The 23,595-nt window shown below is 65.0% G+C and carries 20 protein-coding genes; 10 read left to right on the forward strand and 10 right to left on the reverse strand.

Features of this window, described 5'->3' with window-relative positions; all coding sequences use genetic code 11:
• Positions 1-5: 5 nt before the first annotated feature.
• Positions 6-587, reverse strand: coding sequence for a prepilin-type N-terminal cleavage/methylation domain-containing protein (locus tag IG178_RS06335; protein ID WP_226895002.1), 582 nt, complete (start codon positions 585-587; stop codon positions 6-8).
• Positions 559-999, reverse strand: a complete 441-nt coding sequence (gene gspG / locus IG178_RS06340; RefSeq protein WP_193211686.1) for a type II secretion system major pseudopilin GspG — start codon at positions 997-999, stop codon at positions 559-561. Before gspG ends, IG178_RS06335 begins: the two co-directional genes overlap by 29 nt.
• 149 nt (positions 1,000-1,148) lie before the next feature.
• Between gspG and IG178_RS06345 the strand changes: the two genes are divergently transcribed.
• From IG178_RS06345 to IG178_RS06355, 3 genes are all read left to right on the forward strand, one after another.
• On the forward strand, positions 1,149-2,372 hold the full coding sequence (locus IG178_RS06345; protein WP_193211687.1) for a saccharopine dehydrogenase family protein: 1,224 nt from the start codon (positions 1,149-1,151) through the stop codon (positions 2,370-2,372).
• A 31-nt stretch (positions 2,373-2,403) separates the two neighbouring features.
• Positions 2,404-2,787, forward strand: coding sequence for a hypothetical protein (locus tag IG178_RS06350; RefSeq protein ID WP_193211688.1), 384 nt, complete (start codon positions 2,404-2,406; stop codon positions 2,785-2,787).
• Positions 2,788-2,860: 73 nt separating this feature from the next.
• Positions 2,861-3,853 (forward strand): hypothetical protein, encoded by a 993-nt coding sequence (locus IG178_RS06355; protein WP_193211689.1) that lies wholly within the window; start codon positions 2,861-2,863, stop codon positions 3,851-3,853.
• On the opposite strand, the gene IG178_RS06360 is transcribed toward IG178_RS06355, so the two are convergent.
• Positions 3,854-4,759 carry a malate dehydrogenase gene (locus IG178_RS06360; RefSeq protein ID WP_193211690.1) on the reverse strand — a complete coding sequence of 302 codons (906 nt, stop codon included), beginning with the start codon at positions 4,757-4,759 and terminating at the stop codon, positions 3,854-3,856. It lies immediately after the preceding gene.
• A 128-nt stretch (positions 4,760-4,887) separates the two neighbouring features.
• Here IG178_RS06360 and ald point away from each other — a divergent pair, with 128 nt between their 5' ends.
• The gene (ald, locus tag IG178_RS06365; protein WP_193211691.1) at positions 4,888-6,000 is read left to right on the forward strand and encodes an alanine dehydrogenase; all 1,113 of its coding nucleotides are present in this window, start codon (positions 4,888-4,890) and stop codon (positions 5,998-6,000) included.
• Here the strand turns inward: ald and IG178_RS06370 are convergent.
• The 4 genes from IG178_RS06370 to IG178_RS06385 form a co-directional block, all read right to left on the reverse strand.
• A complete protein-coding gene (locus tag IG178_RS06370) occupies positions 5,997-7,007 on the reverse strand; it encodes a COX15/CtaA family protein (protein ID WP_193211692.1) in 1,011 nt (336 codons plus the stop codon). The genes ald and IG178_RS06370 overlap by 4 nt on opposite strands.
• A 4-nt stretch (positions 7,008-7,011) precedes the next feature.
• The gene (locus tag IG178_RS06375; protein WP_193211693.1) at positions 7,012-8,193 is read right to left on the reverse strand and encodes an AI-2E family transporter; all 1,182 of its coding nucleotides are present in this window, start codon (positions 8,191-8,193) and stop codon (positions 7,012-7,014) included.
• A gap of 92 nt (positions 8,194-8,285) precedes the next feature.
• The gene (locus tag IG178_RS06380) at positions 8,286-9,302 is read right to left on the reverse strand and encodes a TIGR01777 family oxidoreductase (protein WP_193211694.1); all 1,017 of its coding nucleotides are present in this window, start codon (positions 9,300-9,302) and stop codon (positions 8,286-8,288) included.
• A gap of 80 nt (positions 9,303-9,382) precedes the next feature.
• The gene (locus tag IG178_RS06385) at positions 9,383-9,904 is read right to left on the reverse strand and encodes a GbsR/MarR family transcriptional regulator (protein ID WP_193211695.1); all 522 of its coding nucleotides are present in this window, start codon (positions 9,902-9,904) and stop codon (positions 9,383-9,385) included.
• Between the two features lie 189 nt (positions 9,905-10,093).
• Between IG178_RS06385 and IG178_RS06390 the strand changes: the two genes are divergently transcribed.
• On the forward strand, positions 10,094-12,427 hold the full coding sequence (locus IG178_RS06390; RefSeq protein WP_193211696.1) for a beta strand repeat-containing protein: 2,334 nt from the start codon (positions 10,094-10,096) through the stop codon (positions 12,425-12,427).
• Between the two features lie 67 nt (positions 12,428-12,494).
• On the opposite strand, the gene IG178_RS06395 is transcribed toward IG178_RS06390, so the two are convergent.
• Together IG178_RS06395 and IG178_RS06400 are read right to left on the reverse strand one after the other, a co-directional pair.
• Entirely contained in the window at positions 12,495-13,451 is a 957-nt protein-coding gene (locus tag IG178_RS06395) for a hypothetical protein (protein ID WP_193211697.1), read from the reverse strand.
• A 3-nt stretch (positions 13,452-13,454) separates the two neighbouring features.
• Complete coding sequence (locus IG178_RS06400; protein WP_193211698.1) at positions 13,455-14,852, reverse strand: MBOAT family O-acyltransferase; 1,398 nt, start codon at positions 14,850-14,852, stop codon at positions 13,455-13,457.
• A gap of 134 nt (positions 14,853-14,986) precedes the next feature.
• Between IG178_RS06400 and IG178_RS06405 the strand changes: the two genes are divergently transcribed.
• Both IG178_RS06405 and IG178_RS06410 read left to right on the forward strand, forming a co-directional pair.
• Entirely contained in the window at positions 14,987-16,495 is a 1,509-nt protein-coding gene (locus tag IG178_RS06405; protein WP_193211699.1) for a S10 family peptidase, read from the forward strand.
• A gap of 169 nt (positions 16,496-16,664) precedes the next feature.
• A complete protein-coding gene (locus IG178_RS06410; RefSeq protein ID WP_193211700.1) occupies positions 16,665-17,945 on the forward strand; it encodes an alginate export family protein in 1,281 nt (426 codons plus the stop codon).
• 88 nt (positions 17,946-18,033) lie between these two features.
• Here IG178_RS06410 and IG178_RS06415 read toward each other — a convergent pair whose 3' ends face one another.
• Positions 18,034-18,954, reverse strand: a complete 921-nt coding sequence (locus IG178_RS06415) for a LysR family transcriptional regulator (RefSeq protein WP_193211701.1) — start codon at positions 18,952-18,954, stop codon at positions 18,034-18,036.
• Between the two features lie 88 nt (positions 18,955-19,042).
• Here IG178_RS06415 and IG178_RS06420 point away from each other — a divergent pair, with 88 nt between their 5' ends.
• The 3 genes from IG178_RS06420 (at position 19,043) to IG178_RS06430 (ending at position 23,421) form a co-directional block, all read left to right on the forward strand.
• Positions 19,043-20,083, forward strand: coding sequence for a CmpA/NrtA family ABC transporter substrate-binding protein (locus IG178_RS06420; RefSeq protein ID WP_193211702.1), 1,041 nt, complete (start codon positions 19,043-19,045; stop codon positions 20,081-20,083).
• A gap of 106 nt (positions 20,084-20,189) precedes the next feature.
• A complete protein-coding gene (locus tag IG178_RS06425; protein ID WP_193211703.1) occupies positions 20,190-21,671 on the forward strand; it encodes a NarK family nitrate/nitrite MFS transporter in 1,482 nt (493 codons plus the stop codon).
• A gap of 28 nt (positions 21,672-21,699) precedes the next feature.
• Complete coding sequence (locus IG178_RS06430) at positions 21,700-23,421, forward strand: bifunctional protein-serine/threonine kinase/phosphatase (RefSeq protein ID WP_193211704.1); 1,722 nt, start codon at positions 21,700-21,702, stop codon at positions 23,419-23,421.
• Positions 23,422-23,595: the final 174 nt, after the last annotated feature.

The following is a 23,595-nucleotide window of genomic DNA, read 5'->3' on the forward strand; positions in this document are numbered from 1 at the left end:
TGAAATCAATAGACCTCCTTCTCCGTGGAGCGGATCGATCCGGTCAGGGGGTTGAACTGGGCCTCAAGCCAACTGTCGCCGCGCACGATGCGGACGCCGACCGGCTCGCAGAAGCCTTCGGGATCGAAGCGCCACACCTCGCGGTTCTTGGAGTCCGCCGGGATCCAGTTGTCGCTGGCCCAGCGGCGGATGAAAATCTGCATGTCGCTGTCGAGTTCCCAGCCGGCCCGGACGCTGTCGAAACGCCCCTCCGGCTTTTCCTCACCGGCATTCTCCTCCATGAGCGCCGCCATCTCGCGCTGTTGCGGGTCCACCTGGGCTTCGGCCAGCGGCATCAGGCTCACGCGGTTTTCGTAGAATTCGAGGGCATAGGGACGCTGCTGCAGGCTGGCGATGGTGCGGGCGCGCTTGGCCAGCGCCTCGACCTCCACCGAACACCGCTTCAGCGCCCGGTCGTCGTCGGACATGACCATCATCCCGATCGCCCCGCCCGCGAGCACGGCGATCAGGATCAGCACGACGACAATCTCCAAGAGAGAGAAGCCGGACGCGCCGGCTTTACTCTTCGTCCTGGCTGCTCTTGTCATCTTCGTTTCCTTGGATGCCGTCGGGGCCCTTGCTGAAGATCTCGAACTCGGTCGGATCCTTGCTGCCCGGGAACTTGTAGCCGTATTCGTTGTTCCACGGATCGGTTGGCACGGACTTGGCGATCTTGACCCAGTCGCGAGGCTTCGGCGTGCTGGTCGGTTTTTCGACCAGGGCCTTCAGGCCCTGCTGGGTGGTCGGGTAGTTGCCGGCGTTGATCTTGTAGGTCTTGAGGGCAGAGCTGAGCGACTGGAAGTCCGCCCGCACCCGCTGCAGCTTGGCACCTTCGCCGACGCCGCCGATCAGGGCGATCGAACCGCCCAGCAAGACCGCGATGATGCCGAGGACGATGACCATTTCGAGCAGGGTGAAGCCCGCTGCGACGCGTTGACGGATGGTATTCTTCTGTTTCATGAGTGGATCACTTCGGTTACTGGGAAAAGGCTTACGCGTGAGAAAACACCACGCGACACAAAAGTTGTCGGGAAAATCTGGCACATTCCCGGACGCCTTCTTCCTTGCGCCGCGGGGCGGTTTCCCCCACCCCTTCCGCAACCATCCCCATGAACAAGGTCCTTCTCATCGGAGCCGGCGGAGTCGGCAGCGTCGTCGCCCACAAATGCGCCATGGTCCCCGAGGTCTTCGGCGAAATCACCCTCGCTTCCCGCACCCTTTCCAAGTGCGACGCCATCGCCGCGGAGGTCAAGAAGCGCACCGGCCGCGACATCACCACCGCGCAGGTCGACGCCGACGACCCGCAACAGACCGCCGCGCTGATCCGCAAGACCGGCGCCACGCTGGTCATCAACGTCGCCCTGCCCTACCAGGACCTCGCCATCATGGACGCCTGCCTCGACGCCGGTGTCGACTACATGGACACCGCCAACTACGAACCGAAGGACGTCGCCAAGTTCGAGTATTCCTGGCAGTGGGCCTACCAGGAGAAGTTCGAGAAAGCCGGCCTCTCGGCCCTGCTCGGCTCCGGCTTCGACCCCGGCGTGACCAACATTTTCACCGCCTGGGCGCTCAAGCACCACTTCGACGAGATCCACACCCTTGACATCATCGACGTCAACGGCGGCGACCACGGCAAATCCTTCGCCACCAACTTCAACCCGGAAATCAACATCCGCGAGGTCACCGCCGAGTGCCGCCACTGGGAGGACGGTGCCTTCGTCGCCACCCCGCCGATGTCGAAGCACCAGGGTTTCACCTGCCCGCAGGGCGTCGGCACCTACGAGATCTACCGGATGTATCACGAGGAGCTCGAGTCGCTGGTGAAGCACATCCCGACGATCAAGCGCGCGCAATTCTGGATGAGCTTCTCGCCGAACTACCTCAAGCACCTCGAGGTGCTGCAGAACGTCGGCATGACCCGCATCGACCCGGTCGTCTACCAGGGCGTGGAAATCATTCCCCTCCAGTTCCTCAAGGCCGTCCTCCCCGACCCCGGCGACCTCGGCAAGTCGACCAAGGGCAAGACCTGCATCGGCAACGTCATCACCGGTATCAAGGACGGCCAGCCGAAGGCGATCTACGTCTACAACATCTGCGACCACGAGAAGTGCTTCGAGGAAGTCGGCAGCCAGGCGATCTCCTACACCACCGGGGTCCCCGCCATGATCGGCGCCAAGCAGATGCTCGCCGGCGACTGGAAGAAGCCGGGGGTCTGGAACATGGAACAGCACGACCCGGACGCATTCATGGCCGACCTCAACGAGCACGGCCTGCCGTGGCAGTTCATCGAACTGACCCCGGAACAAGCCGCCGGGTTCGTGGTGGCGTGAGGCCCGCTGACAGCTCCAATTCCACCGATCCATGGGCGATCCGGAAGGCGGTTACTTCACCCCGGTCCGGATCGCCTTTTGGTTCATCATGGCCGCCCTGTTCGGAGCGGGTCTCTTCCTTTGGTTCTTCGTCGGCATCCCCCACCGTCACCCCGACAGCCGGCCGGCGTTCTGCATCCTGAACCAGCGGAACCTCCAGCAGGTGGTCCGCAACCAACAGTCGCTGCACCATCTCGAACCGGGCGATCCCCTCGATTGGTCGGAACTGGTCGGCCCCGGACGCTTCATCGAAGAGATGCCGGTTTGTCCCGTCCACGGCAGTTACCCCTTGTCACCGGTGGTGCCGGAACCCGGGGTCCTCGCGGCTCCATGCCCGGATCCGGAACACCAGCCTGCAAACATCCGGGATTGGTGAGGAGATTCCTTGCCATCCGGTCGGCACCGCCTTTCGGTTGAACCGTCTGGCAGAAAGCCCCCCGCCATGCACGATGAAGCATCTTGCCCTCTTCCTCTCCCTCACCCTTCCCGCAACCCTCGACGCGGAGGATATCAAGATCGAAGCGGTGGTCCTTGAGATTCCAAACCAACACGCCGACGCCTTGGTCAAGGAAGGCCGGTCGGGAGCGACGGAACCATGGAAAAAGGTGCTTTCTCCCGAAGGCCAACCGCTGAAAGGAACGACGGCCAAGCTCGTTTCCCGCCTGGAAGCCAAGGACTTCAACGACGGCAATGCCAACGAGCGGGTTGCCGTTGACGAGGGTAACGGGATCCAGCGCACCTACTACTACCGGGTCGACGTCAAGGATGCCACGGACTCGCGGCGCACGATCGGAGTCACCTTGCACCGCAAAGGATCGAAGTCGCTGGCCCTGGAAGATTGGTCCATCGATCTCGCAGCCCCGCTCACCGCGGAATGGAGTTTTTCCGCGCGCCACCGCTCGTCCGAGGTCTCTCGCATCGTCCTCGAGAAATCGGCGGTGCTTTCGACGCTGGACGGCGGCTCCTCCAAATGGACCGCCATGCGGATGCTGGAGCGCAAACGTGCGGTTGGCAAACGTGTGACTGAAATCGATAGCACCTCATTTCAGGAAGACCCCGACGAAACCTATCGGGTGGAATGGCGTCACCGCGATGGCGACGTCGGCTTGTTCCATCGGAATTCCCGGAATTTGGACCAAGGCGGGTCGGCGATCGACCTCGGTGGCGACAACTCACGCAGTTATCCGATTGGTGAAAGCTCACATTTCAACCGAGGCCCCAAGGGGTTAACCTGGTCGATCCGTTCCGGAAGCGAGGGGAAGAGCTCGGGCAGCAAGATCAGGATCCTCAACACCGCATATATGTGCTCGATCTCGGAGGCGGACACCACGCCGCTCGGCGTCCAACGCCCGGCCACCCAGTCCATCACCACCTGGAAAGGCAGCGTCGGCGATGGCAAGGAACAAAGCAGCCGCGTCCACGTCCAGATCATCGCCGAGTGATCAGCCCACGGCATCGATCACCTTGCGAACCGCGGCCGCGGCCTTCTTGAATGCGGCCTGCTCGCCGGCATTGAGCTCCGGGTGGATGTAGCGTTCGACGCCCCTTTTGCCGACCACCACCGGCAAGCTCAGGCACACGTCGCTGACACCGAGATAGCCGTCGATGCGGACACTCAGCGGCATCGTCCGGCGTTCGTTCATCAGGATCGACTCGACCACGTAGGCGGCCGCCAGGCCGATGGCGTAACAGGTGTTGCCCTTCTTGCGGAACACCTCGATGCCGAAGTTCTTCGCCCGCTCGCACAAGGCGCGGCGCTCGGGCGTGTCGTCGATCCTCTCGCCGCCCGCCTGGGCCACGCTCATCGCCGGGAACTGGTGCTCGCCGTGTTCCCCGAGGATGTAGGCCCGCAGATCATCGGGGTGGATTTCCAGCATCTCCGACAGCAGCTCGCGGAAGCGGATGGAATCCACCAGCGTTCCCGTGCCCATCACGCGCTCGCGCGGGAAACCGGTCAACCCGAGTGCGAGCCAGGTCAGCGGGTCGACCGGATTGCTCACCATCACCAGCTTGCAATCCGGCGCCACCGCGGCCACCTGCGGCAGGATCTCCTTCATCAGCGCGGCATTCCCGGCAGCGAGGACGTTGCGGTCGGTGATCCCCGCCGGGGTCGGCACCGAGGCGCACATCACCACCACCTCGCTCCCCGCCGCATCCGCGATCTCACCGGCCCGGATCTTCACCGGCACCTGCAGGAACGCCTGGGCGTGCATCAAGTCCAGCGCCTCTCCCTCCGCCTTGGTCCGGTTCCTCCCAACCAGCACGATCTCGCGGGCGACACGGCGCAGCATCAGCGTGTAGGCCAGCACCATTCCCACCGTTCCAGGCCCGATGATCGTCACTTTCATCCCGCCTTCGTCCGCCAATCCCAAGGCCCGATCAAGCTCGCTTTGACACCTTGTCCGAATCAACCGCCGACCGTTGTCGTTTCGGTCAAGACAGGCCCGTGTTCCCGCCCTAGCGTCCGCTCCGAATCATGATCATTGGCATCCCGAAGGAAATCAAAGCACAGGAGCATCGCATCGCCATGATCCCCGGCACGGTCGGCGAGCTGGTGAAACACGGCCACCGCGTGCTCGTCGAGGCAGGTGCCGGCATCGGCTCCAGCTATCCCGACGAGCAGTACCTCGCGATGGGCGCGGAGATCGTGCCCGATGCCGACGCGGTGTTCTCCACCGCGGAAATGATCGTGAAGGTGAAGGAGCCCCAGCCGGAAGAGGTGGCCCGCTTGAAGCCCCACCACATCCTTTTCACCTACCTTCATCTCGCCGCCGCCAAGACCCTCACCGAATCCCTCGTCGCCAGCGGCTGCACGGCGCTCGCCTACGAGACCCTCGAGGTCAACCGCCGCCTTCCGCTGCTGGAGCCGATGAGTGAGATCGCCGGCCGCATGTCGGCGATCGTCGGCTCCTATCACCTCGCCAAGCACAACGGCGGCCGCGGCACCCTGCTCGGCGGCGTGCCCGGCGTGGCCCCCGGCCGCGTCGTCGTCATCGGCGGCGGCACCGCGGGCGTGAATGCCGCCCGCGTCGCGACCGGCATCGGCGCCGACGTGACCATCCTGGAAGTCGACTTCGAGCGCATGCGCTTCCTCGACATCACCATGACCGGCACCCACACCGTCTATTCCAGCGAGGCGAACCTTGCGGAGATGCTGCCGCGCGTCGACCTCGTCATCGGCGCCGTGCTGGTCCCGGGCGCCAAGGCTCCGAAGCTCATCACCCGCGACATGCTGCGGTTGATGCAGCCCGGCAGCGTCTTCGTCGACATCGCCGTCGACCAGGGCGGCTGCGCCGAGACCACCCGCCCCACCACCCACCAGGCTCCAACCTACGTCGAGGAGGACGTGATCCACTACTGCGTGGCCAACATGCCCGGCGCCTACGCCCGCACCGCCACCCAGGCGCTCAACAACACCACCCAACGCTGGATCGCGTTGATCGCCGACCACGGCGTCGCCGGCGCCTGCCGGATCCGCAAGGAAGTCCTCGGCGCGGTCAACTGCACCGCCGGCCAGCTCACCTGCGCCCCGGTCGGCGAAGCCCACAGCCTGCCGGTTTCGTCCGCCGCGGAAATCCTCGGGGTCTAGGATGCGGCCGGGACCGCCGGCAATTCGCCGGCCTGCCGGGTCGCGCAGAACCACACCGTGGCCAAGGCCAGCAGGATGCCCGAGAGCCCGAGATGGAGCACCTGGACCACCGGGTGGATCTCGACCTGCGACATGATCAGCCCCAGCACCATCTGGCACACCACCACCGCCAGCACCCCGGTCGCCACCTTGCCCGGACGGCCGGCCGTGCGCGCACGCCACCAGCCCGCCACCGCGGCCACGAGGATCAGCCAGGAAAAGCTCCGGTGGACGAGGTAGACCCAGGATCCCTCGAGCATGCCCTTCCATGCGGCCCGGCCCGCCTCCGGATGGGCGCGCATGAACTCGGTGTTCATTTCGCGGATCCGCGTTCCCAGAACTCCTTCCAGGAAAATCAACAGCAGCAGGGCGCCGGTCAGCTTCCGCATCCAGCCGCGGAGCGCCGCATCTCCCCGGATGGTCCACGGCTGCTCGCAACCGCGCCACGCAGCGAAGCTGAGCGGCAGCACCAGCACCATCGCCAGCGCCATGTGCAAGGTCAGCACACCCGGCTTCAAATCACTGGAGACGACTTCCTTGCCCATCCAGGCGTTCACCCCGACCAACAGCACCGACACCACCGCCGCGGGTCGCACCCACGGCCGGCGTCGCTGGCTGAGCAGGGCGGAAACCATCGTCGCCACCGAGAAAAAGCCGACCGGCAGCGAGGTCAGCCGGTTCACGAACTCGGTCCAGGTGTGGACCGCGTTGAAATTCTCCAGGATGTGCTCGGGCGTCACCGTCTCCGGATCGCGGCCGTAGCGGGCGGCCGCACGCTGGAACTTCTCGAAATCCAACTTCGAGACATCCACCTGCTCGACCTTGGTCGGCGGGATCAGGCAACCCCAACACCGCGGCCAGTCGGGGCACCCCATGCCCGCGCCGCTCACCCGCACGATCGCGCCCACGAAAATCAGGACGATCACCGACACCAGCGCCGCCGTGGCAAACTTCTGAAAACGCGTCATCGACTCAGCCTCTCGCCGCATCCGCCGCCCCGGTCGCGGGCACCGCGGTCTCATCCTTTTCCGCGGCACCTTCCTTGATAATCCGCTCCTCTTCCACCGGCCGCTGCACTTCCTGGCCGATTGCCACGGAGATCCAGCGGAACTCCTCGCTGTTATCCAGCACCACCTTGACCATCATCGTCAACGGCACCGCCATCAGCATGCCGATCGGCCCCCACAGCCAGCCCCAGAACATCACCGACAGCACCACCACCAGCGTCGACAACCCGAAGCGGCGGCCCATCAGCATCGGCTCGATGAAGTTGCCGAGGAAGGTGTTGATCAGGAAATAACCGCCGCACACCACCACCGCGTCGGCCGGCCCTTTCAACAACAGGGCGAGGATCGTCGGGGCGAGCCCGGCGATCAGCGAACCGACCACCGGGATGTAGTTCAGCGCGTAGGCGAGGATCCCCCAGAACAGGAAGAAATCGACCCCTGCCGCCCAGCACAACATGCCGGCCAGCAAGCCGGTCACGAGGCTGACCGCGGTCTTGATGCCGAGGTAGCGCTGGGTGTCCTTGGTGGCGCTCAGCATGCGCTGGAAGTTCGGTCCGCGGGCATCACAGATCGCATTGAAGCGCCGGCCGAACATCCGCGCTTCCGAAAGCATGAACACCGTCAGGATGATCACGATCACCGAAGTGCCGAAGAACGACAGCACCCGGCCGACCACCCCGGTGCCGACATTCCAGATCTTCGCGAAGTCGATGTTCTTGAGCTCGGCGAGGTTCTCGTTGACCGCATCTTGGATCTTCGGACCGGCGTCCTGCACCCCCCATTGCTCGAGCTTCGCCGCAAGGCTGGCCGAACCCTCCCGGACCTTGGTCTGCGCCAGCTCGTAGTATTCGCTTTCCCACTTGGCCTGGATATCACCGAGGATCGAGATTCCCAGCACCACGATGCCGGCGAGGAACGCGAAATCGACCATCACCGTCAGGAACACCGCGATGGCGCGGGGCACCCGGTGCCGCCGCAGCCAGTTGGTCACCGGGAAGCTCACCGTCGCGATGAAAAAGGCGAGAAGCACCGGCACGAAAAACGGCTGTGCCTGCTTCAAGCCCGCCACCGCGACGACCAATGCGGCGAACAAGAGGACCATTTGGGCGGCCCGGGGCTTTTTCGACGACTTTTCGGTGGGTTGCATGGAGCAGCGTGCGGACGCTAGCAGTCGAGTGCAGCTTCCACAAAGAATTCCTCCTTAAATTATCAAGCGGACTGTTTGAAAACCTACCCGCGTCATCGGCAGCCCGCGGCGATCTTTTTCCCCGGCGTCCAGACCCGCACGCCCGCCGACCGGCGATCCGGTTGATAGAAGAATGCTTCCAGGCCCACGCGCCCCTCGAGGTCCGCCAGCGCCGCGTCGATCTGCGGCCAGCGGAAGCGGAATCCCGCCTCGCGCAGCCGCCGGGGGTCCGCCCACCGGCTCTTGGTCACCAGTTCGGTCTCGGTCCCCAGCCACCGCGCTCCCAGTTCCAGCATCCACTCCGATGCCGGCAGGCCGAAGGGCGCGCCTTGCTGTTCGCGGAACGCCCGCATCATCCCGGCATTGGTCGGGCTCACCGGCGCCGACACGTTGAAGACCCCGTCGAGCAACGGATCGCCGGCGATGAAATCAACCGCCGCCAGGAAGTCATCCATGTGGATCCAGCTCACCCGCTGGGTCCCCTTGCCCATCCGCCCCCCCAGGCCGCGGCGGGTGAAATGGCGCAGCACGTCGAACACCGTGCCGGTTTCGTTCGCCAACACCATCGAAGTGCGCAATGCCACCTTGCGGGTCGCCCCCGGCACCCGCGCGGCGAAAAATGCCTCCTCCCAGGCCTGTGCCACCCCAACCGAGAATCCCTCGCCCGGCTCGCCCGTCCACTCGTCCTGGGGGACATCCTCGGCATGACGGTACCAGGTCGCGGTGCTCGAGTTCATCCACAGCTTCGGCGGCACCTTGCAGGCGGCGATCGCCTCGCCGATCACCCGCGTGGAGGCCAGGCGCGACTCCATGATCTCGCGGCGATTCCGCTCGTCGTAGCGACAGTTCACGCTGCGCCCGGCCAAGTTGACCACCCGCTCCGCACCCTCGAGGGCAAGCGCCCAGGGTCCCACCGAACAGCCGTCCCACTCGAGGAACATCCCGTCGCCGCTCCAGCCGTCCCGGTGACGTGCCACGCACACCACTTCGCGGCCCTGCCGCTGGTAATGGCGCGCCATATACCGTCCCAGAAACCCGTTCGCCCCGAAGAGCACCACCTGCGGATTCACGTCAGCTTTCCTTTCTATCAAGATTCCGTTAGATCCTCTTGTTTCAGAAAATTTTGAAACATCAGACTCAAAAAAGCACCTCAGCCCAACATCTTGGCCGCCATCTGGATCGCGAACCCATGCTTCATCGACCCGACCTTGTCCGCCACTTTCGAGGCGAACCCGACAAATTCCTCCAGCTGTTTCACCTGGTCGTGGAAAGCCCGGCCCTCGGGTGTCTTCAGCTCCTTGGTCCCCTCCGAGCAGCGGTTGAGGACCGCCAGCGCGGGTTCGATCTCACGCTTCTTCCTCTCCCGGGTGACGATGGTGAAAATCTGCCACACATCCTTCTCCGCCTCGAAATACTCGCGCCGTTCGCCCTTCTTCACCACCACCCGCACGAGTCCCCAGGCCACCAGCTCCTTGAGGTTGGTGTGGGCATTACCCCGGCTCACCTGCAGCTCGGCCATCACGTCGTCCGTGCTGATCGGGTCGAGCGAGGTCATCAACAGCGCATGGATCTGGGCCATCGTCCGGTTGATCCCCCACTGCGATCCCATCGCCCCCCACTGGGCAACGAACTCCTCCCTTGCCTCGGCCAGTTGCTTCGCTTCCGCACTCATCGCGTTTCAATATTTTCTGAAACTTCAAGCAGTGCAACCATTTTCCGGGGATCTCCACAGTTTCCTTCAACCGGTGACGGATTGGGAACATTTCCTTAGGTGCGCACCTGAAATGGGCCCGCATTCTGCTGGAAGTGCTCTTTCCCCTCCCGCGGACCTGATTAGCAGCGAACCCCGAAAACCAACATGATGTCCATCAGACCCCTGACCCTCGCCTCCGCGACCACCCTTGCCCTCCAGCTTGCCCACGCGGCCCCCATCGAGATGACCGGTGCGGGAAGCTACAACCAGACCTTCGACAGCCTGCCCAGCAGTGGCACCACCGAGTGGATCAACGACTCCACGCTCGCTGGATGGTACGCCGCCCGACAAACCTCGGGGACCTTGAACATCGTCGCCGGAACCGGGAGTTCAAACTCCGGGCAGATCTATTCCTTCGGCGCAACGGACGCTTCCGAGCGCGCCCTCGGTTCCGTCGCGTCCGGAACCCCGGTCCTTTTCAGCTACGGGGTGTTGCTCCAGAACACTTCCGGCTCTCCCTTGACCATCAACTCCCTCGCCTACACCGGCGAGCAGTGGAGAAATGGAGGCAACACAGACGTCCAGGCGCTCACGTTCTCTTACCAGAAGAGCTCCTCGATCATCACCGATAGCGACGCGAGCGCGCTTCTTCCTGCCACCTGGACCGCCGTCGCGTCGGCAGATTTCAACAGCCCGACCGTCGGCGCTTCGGCAGCTACGCTCGTTGGCAACGACGCAGCAAACCAATCCTCCATCAACACCAATCCGGCCATCACGGTCGCAGACGGGGAATATGTGATGTTGCGCTGGGCCGACCCGAATGATGGCGGGGCCGACCATGGCCTTGCCATTGACAACCTGACCATCGGTTGGGTCGTCGAAACGAGTTCCCCGCTGACCGTCATGATCTCGCCCGAGTTCATCGACGAAAACGCCGGCGCCTCCGCCGCCACCGGCACCGTCTCGATCCCGAGCTCCCTCGGCACGCCGCTCACGGTCACCCTTTCTTCCAGCGACACGGATTCGGCCACCGTGCCCGTGTCGGTCGACATCCTTGCCGGGGAAACCAGCGCCGAGTTCCCGATCGATGCCATCGACGACTTCCTTGCGGACGCCGATGCCCCGGTCACCATCACCGCCTCGGCGACCGGCTACACCAACGGCCAATCGATCGTCACGGTCGTCAACAACGACTCGCCGATCGGAATCCTGATCGCCCCGGACACGTTCTCGGAAAGCGCCGTCAATCCCGCCGCCACCGGCTTTGTCCAGATCTCGGAAGCCACCGTGTCCGACCTGGTGATCACCCTCGACTCGTTCGACACCACGGAGGTCACGGTCCCGGCGACGGTGACCATCCTCGCCGGCCAGGACACCGCGGAGTTCCCGGTCACCGCGGTCGATGACTCCGACCCCGACGGTACCAAGACCGTCACCATCCGCGCCCGCGTTGAAGGCGTCTACACCGACGGGTTCACCACGGTCATGGTGGAAGACGACGGTGACACCGCCCCCGCACCGACCCTCAGCCCGGGCGCCATCGCCTTCGTCGGCTTCAACGCCGATGCCAACGACAACCTCGCCTTCGTCGCCCTCACCGCCATCGCGGAGACCGACACGATCCTCTTCTGCGACAACGAATGGAACGGCCTCACCCTCGGGGTGGACGGCGAGTTCAACGACCTCAACGAAGGGATCATCACCTGGACCGCTCCCGCCGGCGGCGTCGCGGCTGGCACGGTGGTCACCCTCAATGACCTCGCCATCGGAGGCCGCACCGCCAGCGTCGGCACCGTGAGCGGGTCGGGCAGCTTCAACCTCGGTGCGGGCGGGGACACGGTCTACGCCTACCAAGGAGCCGCGGGCGTCGCCACCGGCTTCCTCGCCGGCATTTCCACCAATACCGACAGCTTCGAAGGCACCGGACTCGCCGCCGAAAACCTGGTGATCTTCTCGTCGACCATCGACGTCGCCGCCTACACCGGAGCCCGCAACACCCAGACGACCTTCGCCGCCTACCTCACCCCCATCAGCGACACGGCGAACTGGGACACCGCGGATGGCGGCGGCGATCAGAGCGGCGCTTTCATTCCCTTCGACACCACGTCGTTCTCGCTGCTCGTGCTCGGCGCCGACTACGTGACCTGGGCGTCCACCACGGGCGCGGTCGAGGGCCCCTTCGGTGATGACGACAAGGATGGGAAGGACAACAACTTCGAGTATGCCTTCGGCCTCAACCCGACCTCCGCCGCCTCGGTGACCCCCTTCACCGCGCCGCTGGACAAGGCGACCGGCACCTTCAGCTTCACCCGCCGCAAGCCTTCGCTGACCGGCCTGAGCTATTCCGTCCTCACCTCGACCACCCTCGCCGGCTGGACCGAGGACGCCGGAGCGGCATTCAACGTGACCGACACCACCGGGGACATCGAAACCGTCGAGGTGACGCTGAGCGCTGGACTGCTGACCGAGCCCAGCCTGTTCATCCAGGTGGTCGCCGAATAAGCGACCGTCATCGGGCCGATCCTCTCAAGGGGAACTCCACGCGGGGTTCCCCTTTTTCGTGCCATCACTACTCCCCGCTCTCCAGCCAAGAGGCAAGCGCCCCGGCGAGGAAGCGCGAACGCTTCTCGCTGCCGGTGGCGGTGAGGTGAAAATTCGTGTCGGCAAACCATCCGGGCTCGGTGCAGACACCGAGCATCGGATCATCGAGGACCGGCATGATCGCGGCAATCTCCGTCAACAGCTGCCGCCGTGCCTCGCGGTTGGCTTCCGCCGACTCCGGCGCCGTGAAGTACCACGGCAGGGTGTACACCATCCCGACCCCGCTCTCCCTCGATCGCCGGGCGACCGCTTCGAGGAAATCCTTCGCCTCCGGCGTCAAGCTCCCGGGATGGATCTCCGGATCCCCCTTCCCGCCCGGATGCCCGCGCCGGGTCTCCAGCCGCCCGCCCGGCCGCAGGTCGGCCATGGAATAATAGTAGCGCTCGCCACCGGCGATCCGCTTCGCCAGCCACGTCACCAGAAAGCGGGCACCCGGACGCAACAACCCGGCGTGCTCGCGAATCCCCAGCGAATCCCCGAAGAACGGACCACCGACCGCGGCATCCGGATCGCCCTCGCCCCACGCCAGCGCGAGACCAAGCGGCGTCGGCTCCATCAATCCGGGTTCGGTGAGGAAATTCGACTCGATCCCCAGCACCACCCGGTCCCCGGGGTTGGCACGCCGGAACACCTCGGCAACGTAGTACTTCGGCCCGGACCATGCGCTCGTCCCGAAGTTCACGGCGCCCATTCCGGTTCCGGCGGTGATGATCCCGGGATCCACCGAGAAGGCACAACTCGAGCCCCCGGCAAACAGGAGAACGGGCTCGGCGGGCCGCGCCGAGCGCAGTTCTGCCAGTTCCTGGTCCTGCCGCCCACGCAATTCCGCCCAGAATTCTGCCTCCGGGTTTTCCCGGACCAGCAACCAGGCGCCGGCGGCGAAAGCCACCACAGCGGTCAGCAGGAGTCTGAAAAGCAGGCGCATCGGTTAGAAATTGAAGTAGATGAAGGGCGAGTCCGCCGTCGATGCCAGCAACACGATCAGGACCACCAGCACGCAGGCGGCAAGCGGCCTCCGCAGCAACTGGTACGGAGCCAGGCCAAGGCGTTTGCCCAGCCCCTCCAGCCCGATCTTGGTCGCCGCCAGCGCGAACACGACCGCCGCGAGAATCAGTTCCGACTTCGAACCGAAAATGCCGGCCAACGATTTCAATCCCGCCGGCGCATAAGCGCCCGGAGCAATCAGCGTCATCACCTTGAGCCGCAGCATCGCCGGATCGCGTTCAAAGAAAAACAGCCAGGATACGACCACGAACAGCATCGTCGCTCCCCACTTCACCACCACCGGCAGCCGCCACGGGCGACCCGCCGCACAGAGCGCGACGCCCAGCCCGTGCAGCATCCCCCACAGGACGAAGCCCCAGCCGGCGCCGTGCCAGACCCCGGAAACCAGGAACACGACCAGCAGGTTCAGCACCCAGCGGCGGCTGCGCCGTCCGCCAAGCGGCAGATAGATGTAATCGCGCATCCATGACCCGAGCGTGATGTGCCACGTCCGCCAAAACGCCCGCAGGTCGGCCGACCAGTAGGGAGCGTTGAAGTTGAGCGTCAGGCGGACGCCGAACAGCAACCCGAGCCCGACCGCGATGAAGCTGTAGCCGGCGAAGTCGAAGTAAATGCGGATCGCGAAGGCGAAGCACTCGAACCACACGTGCCAGGCGTTTCCCGGATCCAGCGCCATCGATGCCGACAGGGCGGCCACGTTGTCGGCAACCACCATCTTGTAGGCCAGGCCGAGCACGATCCATGGCAGGGCCTCGTCGAGATGTTCACGATGGAGGCGGAAACGGATCGACCCGACCTGCGGCATCAGGTCGGCCCGCCGCTCGATCGGTCCCGCCACGATCTGCGGGAAAAACGAGCTGAACGTCAGGTAGTCCAGCAAGCGCGGCCTCGCGGCGCCCGGCTTGCTGCTGTCGATCCAGAAGGCGAGGGTCTGGAAAGTGTAGAACGACAGCCCCATCGGGATCAAAACCGACGGCACCCGCCAGCCGAATCCGAAGATCCCGTTGCAGACGAAATTCCAGTATTTGTAGTAAAAAAGCGGGGCCAGCTGCAGCGCCAGCATCAGGACCAGCCAGACCAGCCGCCCCCGGCGGGCAGGCGCACGAACGGCCAGCCACCCGCAACCGACGACCCACACGAAGGCGCCGAGGGTCAGCCAGCTCTCCACCGCCAGCAAGCAGCAGCTGGTCGCCAGCAAACACACCTTGGCCGCCCCGGATTCGTGGTGCGGCACGAAGCGCCGGACAGCCAGCAGGATCAGCCGCGAAACCGTGAAACAGGCGAGCAGCCAGTACCAGAACTCGGACGAGGCGAAATTCATGCTTCGGGTCTGCGGGTCGCCGGCGTCATCACGGGTCCGGGAACCCTCGCGACCCCGGCCCGGCGCGGCAAGCCGGAACACGGCCCGCCTCTTCCATGGACAAGCCGGGCGAACCCGTTAGTTTGCCGCCTCGTATGCGCCCGTCACTCATTGCCCTCGCCCTGTTCACCGGATTCGCCGCCGCCGCGGAGAAGCCGGCCACCGACGCCAAGCCCCAAGCCCCCAAGGAAAGCCCGGAGAAAACCGACAAGCCCGCCGAACCGGTGACCCGCGAGGGATCGGTGACGATCGACGGCAAGAAGATCGATTACGAGGTCACCACCGCGAAGCTGGTACTTGAAAAGGACGACGGGGCCCCGCGGGCGTCGATTTTCCACGTCAGCTACCTCAAGAAGAATTCCGGCGACCTGTCCCAACGGCCGGTGGTCTTCGCCTTCAACGGCGGCCCCGGTTCGTCCGCCGTCTGGCTGCATCTCGGAACCCTCGGCCCGAAGCGCGTCGACCTGCCGGGCGACGGCACCCAGGCACCGGTTCCCCCGGTCCGGCTGGTGCCGAACGAATTCTCCATCCTCGATGTCGCCGACCTCGTTTTCGTCGACCCCGTCTCGACGGGTTACAGCCGCGTCGAAAAGGAAGGCAAACGCGAGGAGTTCCACGGTGTCGAAGGCGACGTCGATTCGCTCGCCGACTTTATCCGCCGATGGGTGACCGAGCACGGTCGCTGGGGTTCGCCGAAGTATCTCCTCGGGGAATCCTACGGCGGGATCCGGGTCGCCGGCCTGTCCGCCGAACTCCAATCTCGCTACGGCATGTCGCTCAACGGCGTCGTCCTGCTCTCGTCGCTCCTCGACTTCCGCACCCTCAGCCCGTCCCAGGGAAATGACCTCGCCTATCAGGTCTTCCTTCCCACGTACACCGCGGTCGCCCATTTCCACGGCAAGCTCGCCGGCGACCGCGACGCCCTGGTTGAAGCTGCCCGCGAGTTTGCCGACGGCGACTACACGGTGGCCCTCCATGCTGGCAGCAGCCTCACCCCGGAGCGGCGTCAGGCGATTGCCAAACGCTACTCCGAGCTCACCTCGCTGCCCGTCGAGATGATCCTGGAGTCGAACCTGCGCATCGATCCCACCCGCTTCCGCGGTGAACTCCTGCGGAAGGAAGGCAAGGTGCTCGGCCGCTTCGACGCCCGGGTCGCCTGGCCGACGACCGATCCGTCCTCGGACTATCCGAGCTACGACCCGTCCTTCTCACTCGCCCTCGGCGCCTACTCCACGGCCATGTTGTCTTACCTCGGCAGCGACCTCGGGTGGAAAGAGGACTCCCCCTACGAGATCCTCACCGGCAAAGTCCAACCTTGGAAAATGGGCAACGGGAACGGCTATGTGAACATGTCGTCGCGTCTCGCCACCGCCATGCGTGACAATCCCCACCTCCGCGTGCTGGTCATGGGAGGCCACGCCGACCTCGCCACGCCACCCGACGGGATCGCCTACTCGCTTTCCCACCTGTTGGACCTGCCGGAAGCGAACCGGAAGAATCTCGTCTTCACGAGCTACGAGGCCGGCCACATGTTCTACCTGAACCCGCCCGACCTGGCAAAAGGGCGCAAGGACCTGGTCGACTTCATTGGCGGCGGCAACTGATCCGCGCCCATCATTCGCAGCACTCATGGGAACCAACCATTCCCATGAGTGCTACAAATCCAGCACTTGAATGAGTCCAGCTCATCGTTCACGTGCGCATTTCGCAAGGCCAGCGAGGCCCGTGTTCTGGGACTTGGCAGGTCTCCGGCTTCATCCGGAGCGCCTACCAATGAAACACCACACCATCAGCTCCCTGCTCGCCATCGCCGCAGCCACCACCGTCACCCGCGCCGGCACCCCGGCTCCGTCGCCGGAGATCGCCGCCGCCGAAGAAGCCCCCTGGATCAAGCCGACGCTCGATATCCGCGCCCGCTTTGAATACGGGGACATGGACAGCCCCGCCCTGAGATCTTCCACCGCCTTCACCACCCGCGAACGCGTCGGCCTCCTCACCAAGGAGTGGTACGGCTTCAGCGCCTTCGTCGAAGGCGAGTTCACCCAGGTCATCGACGACTCCTACGACGGCGCACCCGGCGCACTCGGCAACAACGTCAACCCCAACGACCCGTCGCGGACCCTGATCGCCGATCCGGAGACCAACGAACTCAACCAAGCCTGGTTGCAGTGGAAGGGCTACGACACGGTCGTCAAGGGCGGCCGCCAGCGGATCATCTTCGACAACGCCGCCATGATCGGCAACGTCGGCTGGCGCCAGAACGAGCAAACCTTCGACGGCGTGTTCATCTCGAACCAATCGCTCGAATGCCTGACGCTCTCGTATGCCTACGCCAACCGCGCCAACCGGATCTTCGGCTCGGACGCCCTCGGCGCGGCCCGGAACTTCGCCGGCGACATGCACATGTTCAACGTGAACTACTCGGGCATCGAGAACACCAAGCTGACCGGCTACGCCTACCTGCTCGACTTCGACGAAACCGCCGCCAACGGCGGATACATCAGCGGCAACACTTTCGGCCTCATCGCCGAGACCACGCTCGCCGGCTTCGCCCTGCGCGGCGAAGCCGCCTACCAGACCGACGCCGACAGCACGCCGGCCCGCAAGGACGACTCGACCTACGCCCACCTCAACGGCTCCTACACGGTCTGCGGCCAGACCATCGGCCTCGGCTGGGAATACCTCGACGCGGACTTCACCACCCCGCTGGCGACGGTGCACGCCTTCAACGGTTTTGCCGACGTCTTCATCAACAACCGCATCGGCCTCGCCAACAACCCCGGCCTCAACGACGTCTACCTCAGCCACTCCACCGGCCTGCCGTTCTGGGGACTGAAGTTCTCCCAGTTCCTCCACCTGTTCGGTGACAACAACACCGAGTTCGACTACGGCTGGGAATACGATGCGGTGCTGGTCAAGAAGTTCAACGAGAGTTTCACCGCCATTGCCAAGTTCGCCTACTACGACGCCGACGGCCCGACCGCCGGCAAAATCGCGAACCCCGCCCCCTTCGACACCACCCGCGTCACCGTGGAACTCAACTACAAGTTCTAACCGGACAATCCGGCTGGTTTACCCTCCAACAAGAAACGCCGCGGGGCATCCCGCGGCGTTTTCATTTGGGCACGCAGCCCGGAACCGGTCAAATCACCGGCCCGCTCAACTCGCCGCCGACCATCTCGGCAATCCCGGCGAAGGTCTCCTCGATAAGGCTGAGGATCCGGTCGGACTTGTAGAAAAGCCCCCACTCGCGCTCGATCGGATCCCCCCCGACGGCGATCGGGATCAACGACCCCTCGTCGAACTCCCGCTTCGCCACCCACGGCGCGACGATGCCGACCCCCAGACCGATCTTGGCCATGCCCTTGATCGCCTCCATGTCCCCCAGTACCAGCGGCGGACGCGGCCGGACCCCCTGCTTCTCGAAATGCTCCTCGACCAGGCGATGCGTTTCCGTGGCCCGCGCGTAGATGATGAACTGGACATTCTCGATGTCCTCCCGGTTCACCCGCCCGGTTTCCGCCCAGGGATGCATCGGCGGGACCACGAAGATCATGCGGTCGCTGAAGATCTTGCGGTAGCCGTCGCCCGGACTCGTCTTGGTCCGCAGGCCCAGGACGATGTCGAGATCATGGTCCGCCATCCGGTCGAGCAGCTTGGCGGTGTCGTCCGCCTCGATGGTCGGCTCGCAGCGGGGAAAACAATCGCGGAACTCGCGCAGCACCGTGGGCAGCAGGAACTGGCACAGCGAATGGGGCGCGCCGATGCGAATCCTCCCCTGCCCCCAGCGTTTCAAGCCGTCGAGTTCGCGGCCCGCATCCTCGAGTTCCCCGAGCACGCGACGGCAGCGGCGCAGGAAGACCTCCCCCTCCTCGGTGAGCACCGTCTTCTTGCCGAGCCGCTCCAGAAGGCGACACCCAAGGCTGTCCTCGAGCGCCTTCATCGAGTGACTGATGGCGGACTGGGTCAGGAAAAGTTTTTTCGCCGCAAGGGTGAAGCTCCCCTCGTCCGCCACGGAGACGAAGGCGCGGAGCTGACGGAGATCAGGCAGCAGGTCAGTCATGAACCGGTTTCATCGAATTTCCGGTTCGCGTCCAGCAGGGGACATGCCAAGGCCCTCAGGTTGGCATCCTTTCCGCTTTGGTCGGCTCATGGATACATTCAACATCGTCGAATCCCGCTCGCCCATCCGCCTCGGCTTCGTCCCGTTGAATGATTGCGCGCCCGTCGCCGTGGCGCACGAACTGGGGATTTTCAAAAGCTACGGCCTGAATGTCCGGCTCTCGCGCCAACCCGGCTGGGCCACCGTCCGCGACATGCTTTCCTACGGCGAACTCGACTGCGCCCAGTCGATCGCCGGCCTCGCCTTCTACCTCGCCCTGGGACTGAACAAGCTGCGCCGGGAGATCGCCGTCCCGCTGGTCCTCAGCGCCCACGGCAACGCGATCACCCTGACCCGGGACCTGCCGCCGGAGTCGATCCGGCGTGGCGAGGGCCTCGCCGCCCACCTCGCCCACCGCTGGCGGAAAAACCGCCCCTTCACGGTCGCCGCGGCCCACCGCTTCTCCTCCCATCACCTGCTGCTACACAGCTGGCTGCGCCGCCACGGCATCCAGCCGGGACGCGACGCTGAGATCGTCTTCCTGCCACCGCCGCTGATGCCAAGGAACCTGGCCGCCGGCCACATCGACGGCTACTGCGTCGGCGAACCGTGGAACTCCGAAAGCATCCTCAGCGGCCAGGGCTGGTGCCCCGCCACCTCCGCCGAACTTGCCACCGGCCACCCGGAGAAGGTCCTGCTGGTCACCGGGGAATTCGTCACCGAGTTCCGCGACGAATGCATCGCCCTCGGCGCCGCACTCCTCCATGCCTGCCGGGTCTGCCAGGACCCGAACTTCCGCAACGAGCTGATCACCATCCTCGCAAAACCCGCCTACACCGGGGTCTCGACCACCACCCTGCGCAACAGCCTGGGACCCACCTTCGACTCCGGCCGCGGCAATCTCGACGCCTCGGACTTCCACCTCTTCTACGGCGGCGACCTGAACTGCCCCAGCGCCGACAAGGCCTCATGGTTCCTTTCCGGAATGCGCGGCGCCGGCCTCCTGCCCGAGACCACCGCCGCCCCGTTGACCCGGCTCTACCGCCAGGACCTTTACCGCTCGTCGGAGAAGCTACTGCTCCCCGCATGAGCCGGATTCATCGAACGGAAGAATCAAACCGCGATCCCGTTCATGATCGCGCCTGCGGCTGGCACGGCCGGCGCTAGTTGGGAGGGAGTCCACACCTTCTCGACCCATGTCCAAAGCCCCCGACGGCAAGCTCCACCTGCTCGACTTCAAGGCACCGGCCATCCGGACCTTGCACATCACCTGGTTCGCCTTCTTCCTGACCTTCGTCCTGTGGTTCAGCCACGCCCCGCTCAAGGACGCCATCACCAGGACCTTCGACCTCACCGGCGCCCAGTGGAAGGCGCTCCTGATCCTCAACGTCGCGCTCACGATCCCGGCACGGATCGTCATCGGCATCCTGGTCGACAAATACGGCCCGAGGATGACCTACGCCCTGCTGCTGATGGCCGCCGGCGGCCTGTGTACCTTCTTCGCCCTTTCCACCTCCTACCCGATGCTGGCGCTGGCGCGCTTCCTGATGGGCTTCACCGGTGCCGGCTTCGTGATCGGGATCCGCATGGTCGGCGAATGGTTCCCGGCCCGCCAGGTCGGCCTCGCCGAGGGCATCTACGGTGGATGGGGTAATTTCGGCTCTGCCGCCGCCGCGATGACCATCCCCTCCCTCGCCCTGGCCTATGGCGGAGACAAGGGCTGGCGCTACGCGCTGTTGACCATCGCCGCCTTCGCATTCGCCTACGGGATCGTCTTCTACCGCTACGCCCGCAACACCCCCAAGGGCTCGACCTACTTCAAGCCGAAGAAGTCCGGCGGCCTCGAGGTTTCAAGCCGCAAGGACTTCGTCTTCCTGCTGCTCATGAACATCCCGATGTGTGCGGCCCTCGGCGTGCTGGCCTGGAAGCTGTCGCCGACCGGCGTCAACCTGCTCCCGTCGTCCCTGGTCAACCTGATCTACGCCGGCCTCGTCGCTCTCTTCGCCTTCCAGAGCTGGCAGATCTTCCGGGTCAACAAGGACATGCTCAAGAGCGGCAGCGTGCCCGAATACCAGCGCTACTCGTTCCGCCAGGTCGCCATCCTCGACATCAACTACCTCATCACCTTCGGCTCCGAGCTGGCGGTCGTCTCGATGCTCCCCGCCTTCTTCGCCGACACCTTCGGGCTGTCACCCGTCAAGGCCGGCATGCTCGCGGCCGGCTTCGCCTTCATGAACCTCGCCGCCCGACCGGGTGGCGGCTGGCTTTCCGACAAGTTCGGCCGCCGCAAAACCATGTTGATCCTGCTCGCCGGCCTCGCCGTGGGCTACCTCACCCTGTCCCGCATCGACTCCTCATGGCCCGTCGCCCTGGCCGTCATCGCCACCATGGGCTGCTCCTTTTTCGTGCAGGCCGGCGAAGGCGCGGTGTTCGCCATGGTTCCCCTGATCCAGCGCCGGATGACCGGCCAGATCGCCGGCATGGCGGGCGCCTACGGCAATGTCGGCGGGGTGATCTTCCTGACCATCTACTCCTTCGTCAGCACGCCGATGTTCTTCACCATTATCGCCTGCTCGTCGGTGGTCGGATTCCTGGCCTCGCTGTTCCTCGCGGAGCCGAAGGGCCACATCACCGAAGTCGCCGAGGACGGCTCGGTGCAACTGATCGAGGTCGCCTGATCCGTCGCGGTCCCCTAGCATCTGCCCCATGCACCTCAGCGGCCGGATCGAGCTGACCAGCGGGCACTTCACCTCGGCGGGGCCCAAGCCCCGCAACGAGGACTGCCTCGCGGTACGCATCCCCGACGACCAGCTGCTCCCCACCAAGGGCATCGTCGCCTGCATCGCCGACGGCGTCTCCGCGGCCAGTGCCGGCAAGGAAGCTGCGGAAGCCTCGGTGCTCGGCTTCGTCGCCGACTACTTCGAGACCCCCGAGTCATGGGAGGTGAAAACCTCCGGCCAACGGGTCCTCACCGCCCTCAACCGCTGGCTGTTTTCGCAGGGCCAGGGCTTCAGCACCGCGGAAAAGGGCTGCGTCACCACCTTCACGGCACTGGTCCTCAAGTCGCGGACCGCGCACATCTTCCACGTCGGCGACTCGCGCCTCTACCGGCTCCGCGGCGGCGAACTCGAACAGGTCACGCGCGACCACGCGGCGCGCATTTCGGCCGACACCTGCCACCTCACCCGCGCGCTCGGCCTGACCCTCTCGCCGCGCATTGACTACCATTCCCTGACCCTCGAGGAGGGCGATCGCTTCGTGCTCAGCACCGACGGGATCCACGGCTTCATCCCGCACCCGCAGCTCGAATCGCTGGTGCGATCCGGCGCGAGCAGCCAGGCTATCGCCGATGCACTCGGCGAGGCGGCCAGCGCCAGCGACGACAATCGCAGCTGCATCGTCCTCGAGGTCGGTTCACTGCCCGACGGGGACAAGGACGACATCTTCCGCCAACTCTCCGCACTACCCTTCCCGCCCGACCTCAGCCCCGGCCAGGTGATCGATGACCTGCGGGTGGAAAAGATCCTCTCCGCCTCGAAGAACTCGCAACTCTACGTGGTCAGCGACCTCGCCGACGACGGCCGCCCGCTGATCCTGAAGGCCCCCTCGGTCAGCTTCAGTGACAACCCTTCCTACCTGGAGCGCTTCGCGATGGAGGAGTGGATCGGACTGAGGACCGACAACCCGCATCTTGCCAAGGCCGTCCGCCGCAAGCAGCGACCGCGATTCCTGTATTGCCTGATGGAACAGGTGAATGGGATCACCTTGGGTCGCTGGACGGAAAACCATCCCACTCCACCCGTCGAAACCGTCATCAGCCTCGCCGGACAGATCACCGACGGCGTCCGGGCCCTCCATCGCAAGGACACCCTCCACCAGGACCTCAAGCCCGACAATATCGTCCTCGGCGAGGACGGCGTCCTCAAGATCATCGACTACGGGTCCTGCCATGTCGGTGGCATCAGCGAGATCAGCACCCCGTTCGAGCGCCACAGCGCGCTGGGCACGGTGGATTTCTCGGCCCCGGAGTACCGCCTGGGCACCAAGCCCACCACCCGCTCCGACTTGTTCTCGATCGCCACCATCACCTACTTCCTGCTCACCGGCGGCCAGCACCCCTACGGTCCGGCCTGGGAGCGGGCGAGCACGACCAAGGACTTCCTGACCCTCGAATACCGCCCCGCCGCGGCCATCAATCCGATGGTCCCGCCGTGGATCGACGGTGTCCTGCGGAAGGCCCTTTCAATGCGCCCCGAGAGCCGCCACGACTCGATGTCGGAATTCATCCACAACCTGCGGAAGCCCGGCCCCGAACTCCTCGCCACGGCGCCCCTGCCCTTGGCGAAGCGAAATCCGCTGGTGTTCTGGAAGGTCGCGGCCGCGATCGGCTTCACCGGGTGGCTGCTGACCTGGATCGCTCTCCGCTAGCTCCGGGAGCAACAGAAATGGCGCTCGCCCCTCCTCGCCTCACGAGCCCTGCCGCGCCCTCACGCCGTGCCAGATCCCGCGAACAGGCTCACCTCGAGGGCGAAATCCACTCACTATGCATCGGATTCATTCTCCACGATTGGATCCATGCCGCCCGTGAATTCCAGACCTGCA

It is taken from the genome of Neoluteolibacter marinus, from assembly GCF_014904755.1.
Classification (GTDB): domain Bacteria; phylum Verrucomicrobiota; class Verrucomicrobiia; order Verrucomicrobiales; family Akkermansiaceae; genus Haloferula; species Haloferula marina.

Bases quoted from the DNA above. Each gene is read 5' to 3' on its own strand.
- IG178_RS06335 (WP_226895002.1), bottom strand. From the start codon at position 587: ATGACAAGAGCAGCCAGGACGAAGAGTAAAGCCGGCGCGTCCGGCTTC.
- gspG (WP_193211686.1), bottom strand. From the start codon at position 999: ATGAAACAGAAGAATACCATCCGTCAACGCGTCGCAGCGGGCTTCACC.
- IG178_RS06345 (WP_193211687.1), top strand. From the start codon at position 1,149: ATGAACAAGGTCCTTCTCATCGGAGCCGGCGGAGTCGGCAGCGTCGTC.
- IG178_RS06350 (WP_193211688.1), top strand. From the start codon at position 2,404: ATGGGCGATCCGGAAGGCGGTTACTTCACCCCGGTCCGGATCGCCTTT.
- IG178_RS06355 (WP_193211689.1), top strand. From the start codon at position 2,861: ATGAAGCATCTTGCCCTCTTCCTCTCCCTCACCCTTCCCGCAACCCTC.
- IG178_RS06360 (WP_193211690.1), bottom strand. From the start codon at position 4,759: ATGAAAGTGACGATCATCGGGCCTGGAACGGTGGGAATGGTGCTGGCC.
- ald (WP_193211691.1), top strand. From the start codon at position 4,888: ATGATCATTGGCATCCCGAAGGAAATCAAAGCACAGGAGCATCGCATC.
- IG178_RS06370 (WP_193211692.1), bottom strand. From the start codon at position 7,007: ATGACGCGTTTTCAGAAGTTTGCCACGGCGGCGCTGGTGTCGGTGATC.
- IG178_RS06375 (WP_193211693.1), bottom strand. From the start codon at position 8,193: ATGCAACCCACCGAAAAGTCGTCGAAAAAGCCCCGGGCCGCCCAAATG.
- IG178_RS06385 (WP_193211695.1), bottom strand. From the start codon at position 9,904: ATGAGTGCGGAAGCGAAGCAACTGGCCGAGGCAAGGGAGGAGTTCGTT.
- IG178_RS06390 (WP_193211696.1), top strand. From the start codon at position 10,094: ATGTCCATCAGACCCCTGACCCTCGCCTCCGCGACCACCCTTGCCCTC.
- IG178_RS06395 (WP_193211697.1), bottom strand. From the start codon at position 13,451: ATGCGCCTGCTTTTCAGACTCCTGCTGACCGCTGTGGTGGCTTTCGCC.
- IG178_RS06400 (WP_193211698.1), bottom strand. From the start codon at position 14,852: ATGAATTTCGCCTCGTCCGAGTTCTGGTACTGGCTGCTCGCCTGTTTC.
- IG178_RS06405 (WP_193211699.1), top strand. From the start codon at position 14,987: ATGCGCCCGTCACTCATTGCCCTCGCCCTGTTCACCGGATTCGCCGCC.
- IG178_RS06410 (WP_193211700.1), top strand. From the start codon at position 16,665: ATGAAACACCACACCATCAGCTCCCTGCTCGCCATCGCCGCAGCCACC.
- IG178_RS06415 (WP_193211701.1), bottom strand. From the start codon at position 18,954: ATGACTGACCTGCTGCCTGATCTCCGTCAGCTCCGCGCCTTCGTCTCC.
- IG178_RS06420 (WP_193211702.1), top strand. From the start codon at position 19,043: ATGGATACATTCAACATCGTCGAATCCCGCTCGCCCATCCGCCTCGGC.
- IG178_RS06425 (WP_193211703.1), top strand. From the start codon at position 20,190: ATGTCCAAAGCCCCCGACGGCAAGCTCCACCTGCTCGACTTCAAGGCA.
- IG178_RS06430 (WP_193211704.1), top strand. From the start codon at position 21,700: ATGCACCTCAGCGGCCGGATCGAGCTGACCAGCGGGCACTTCACCTCG.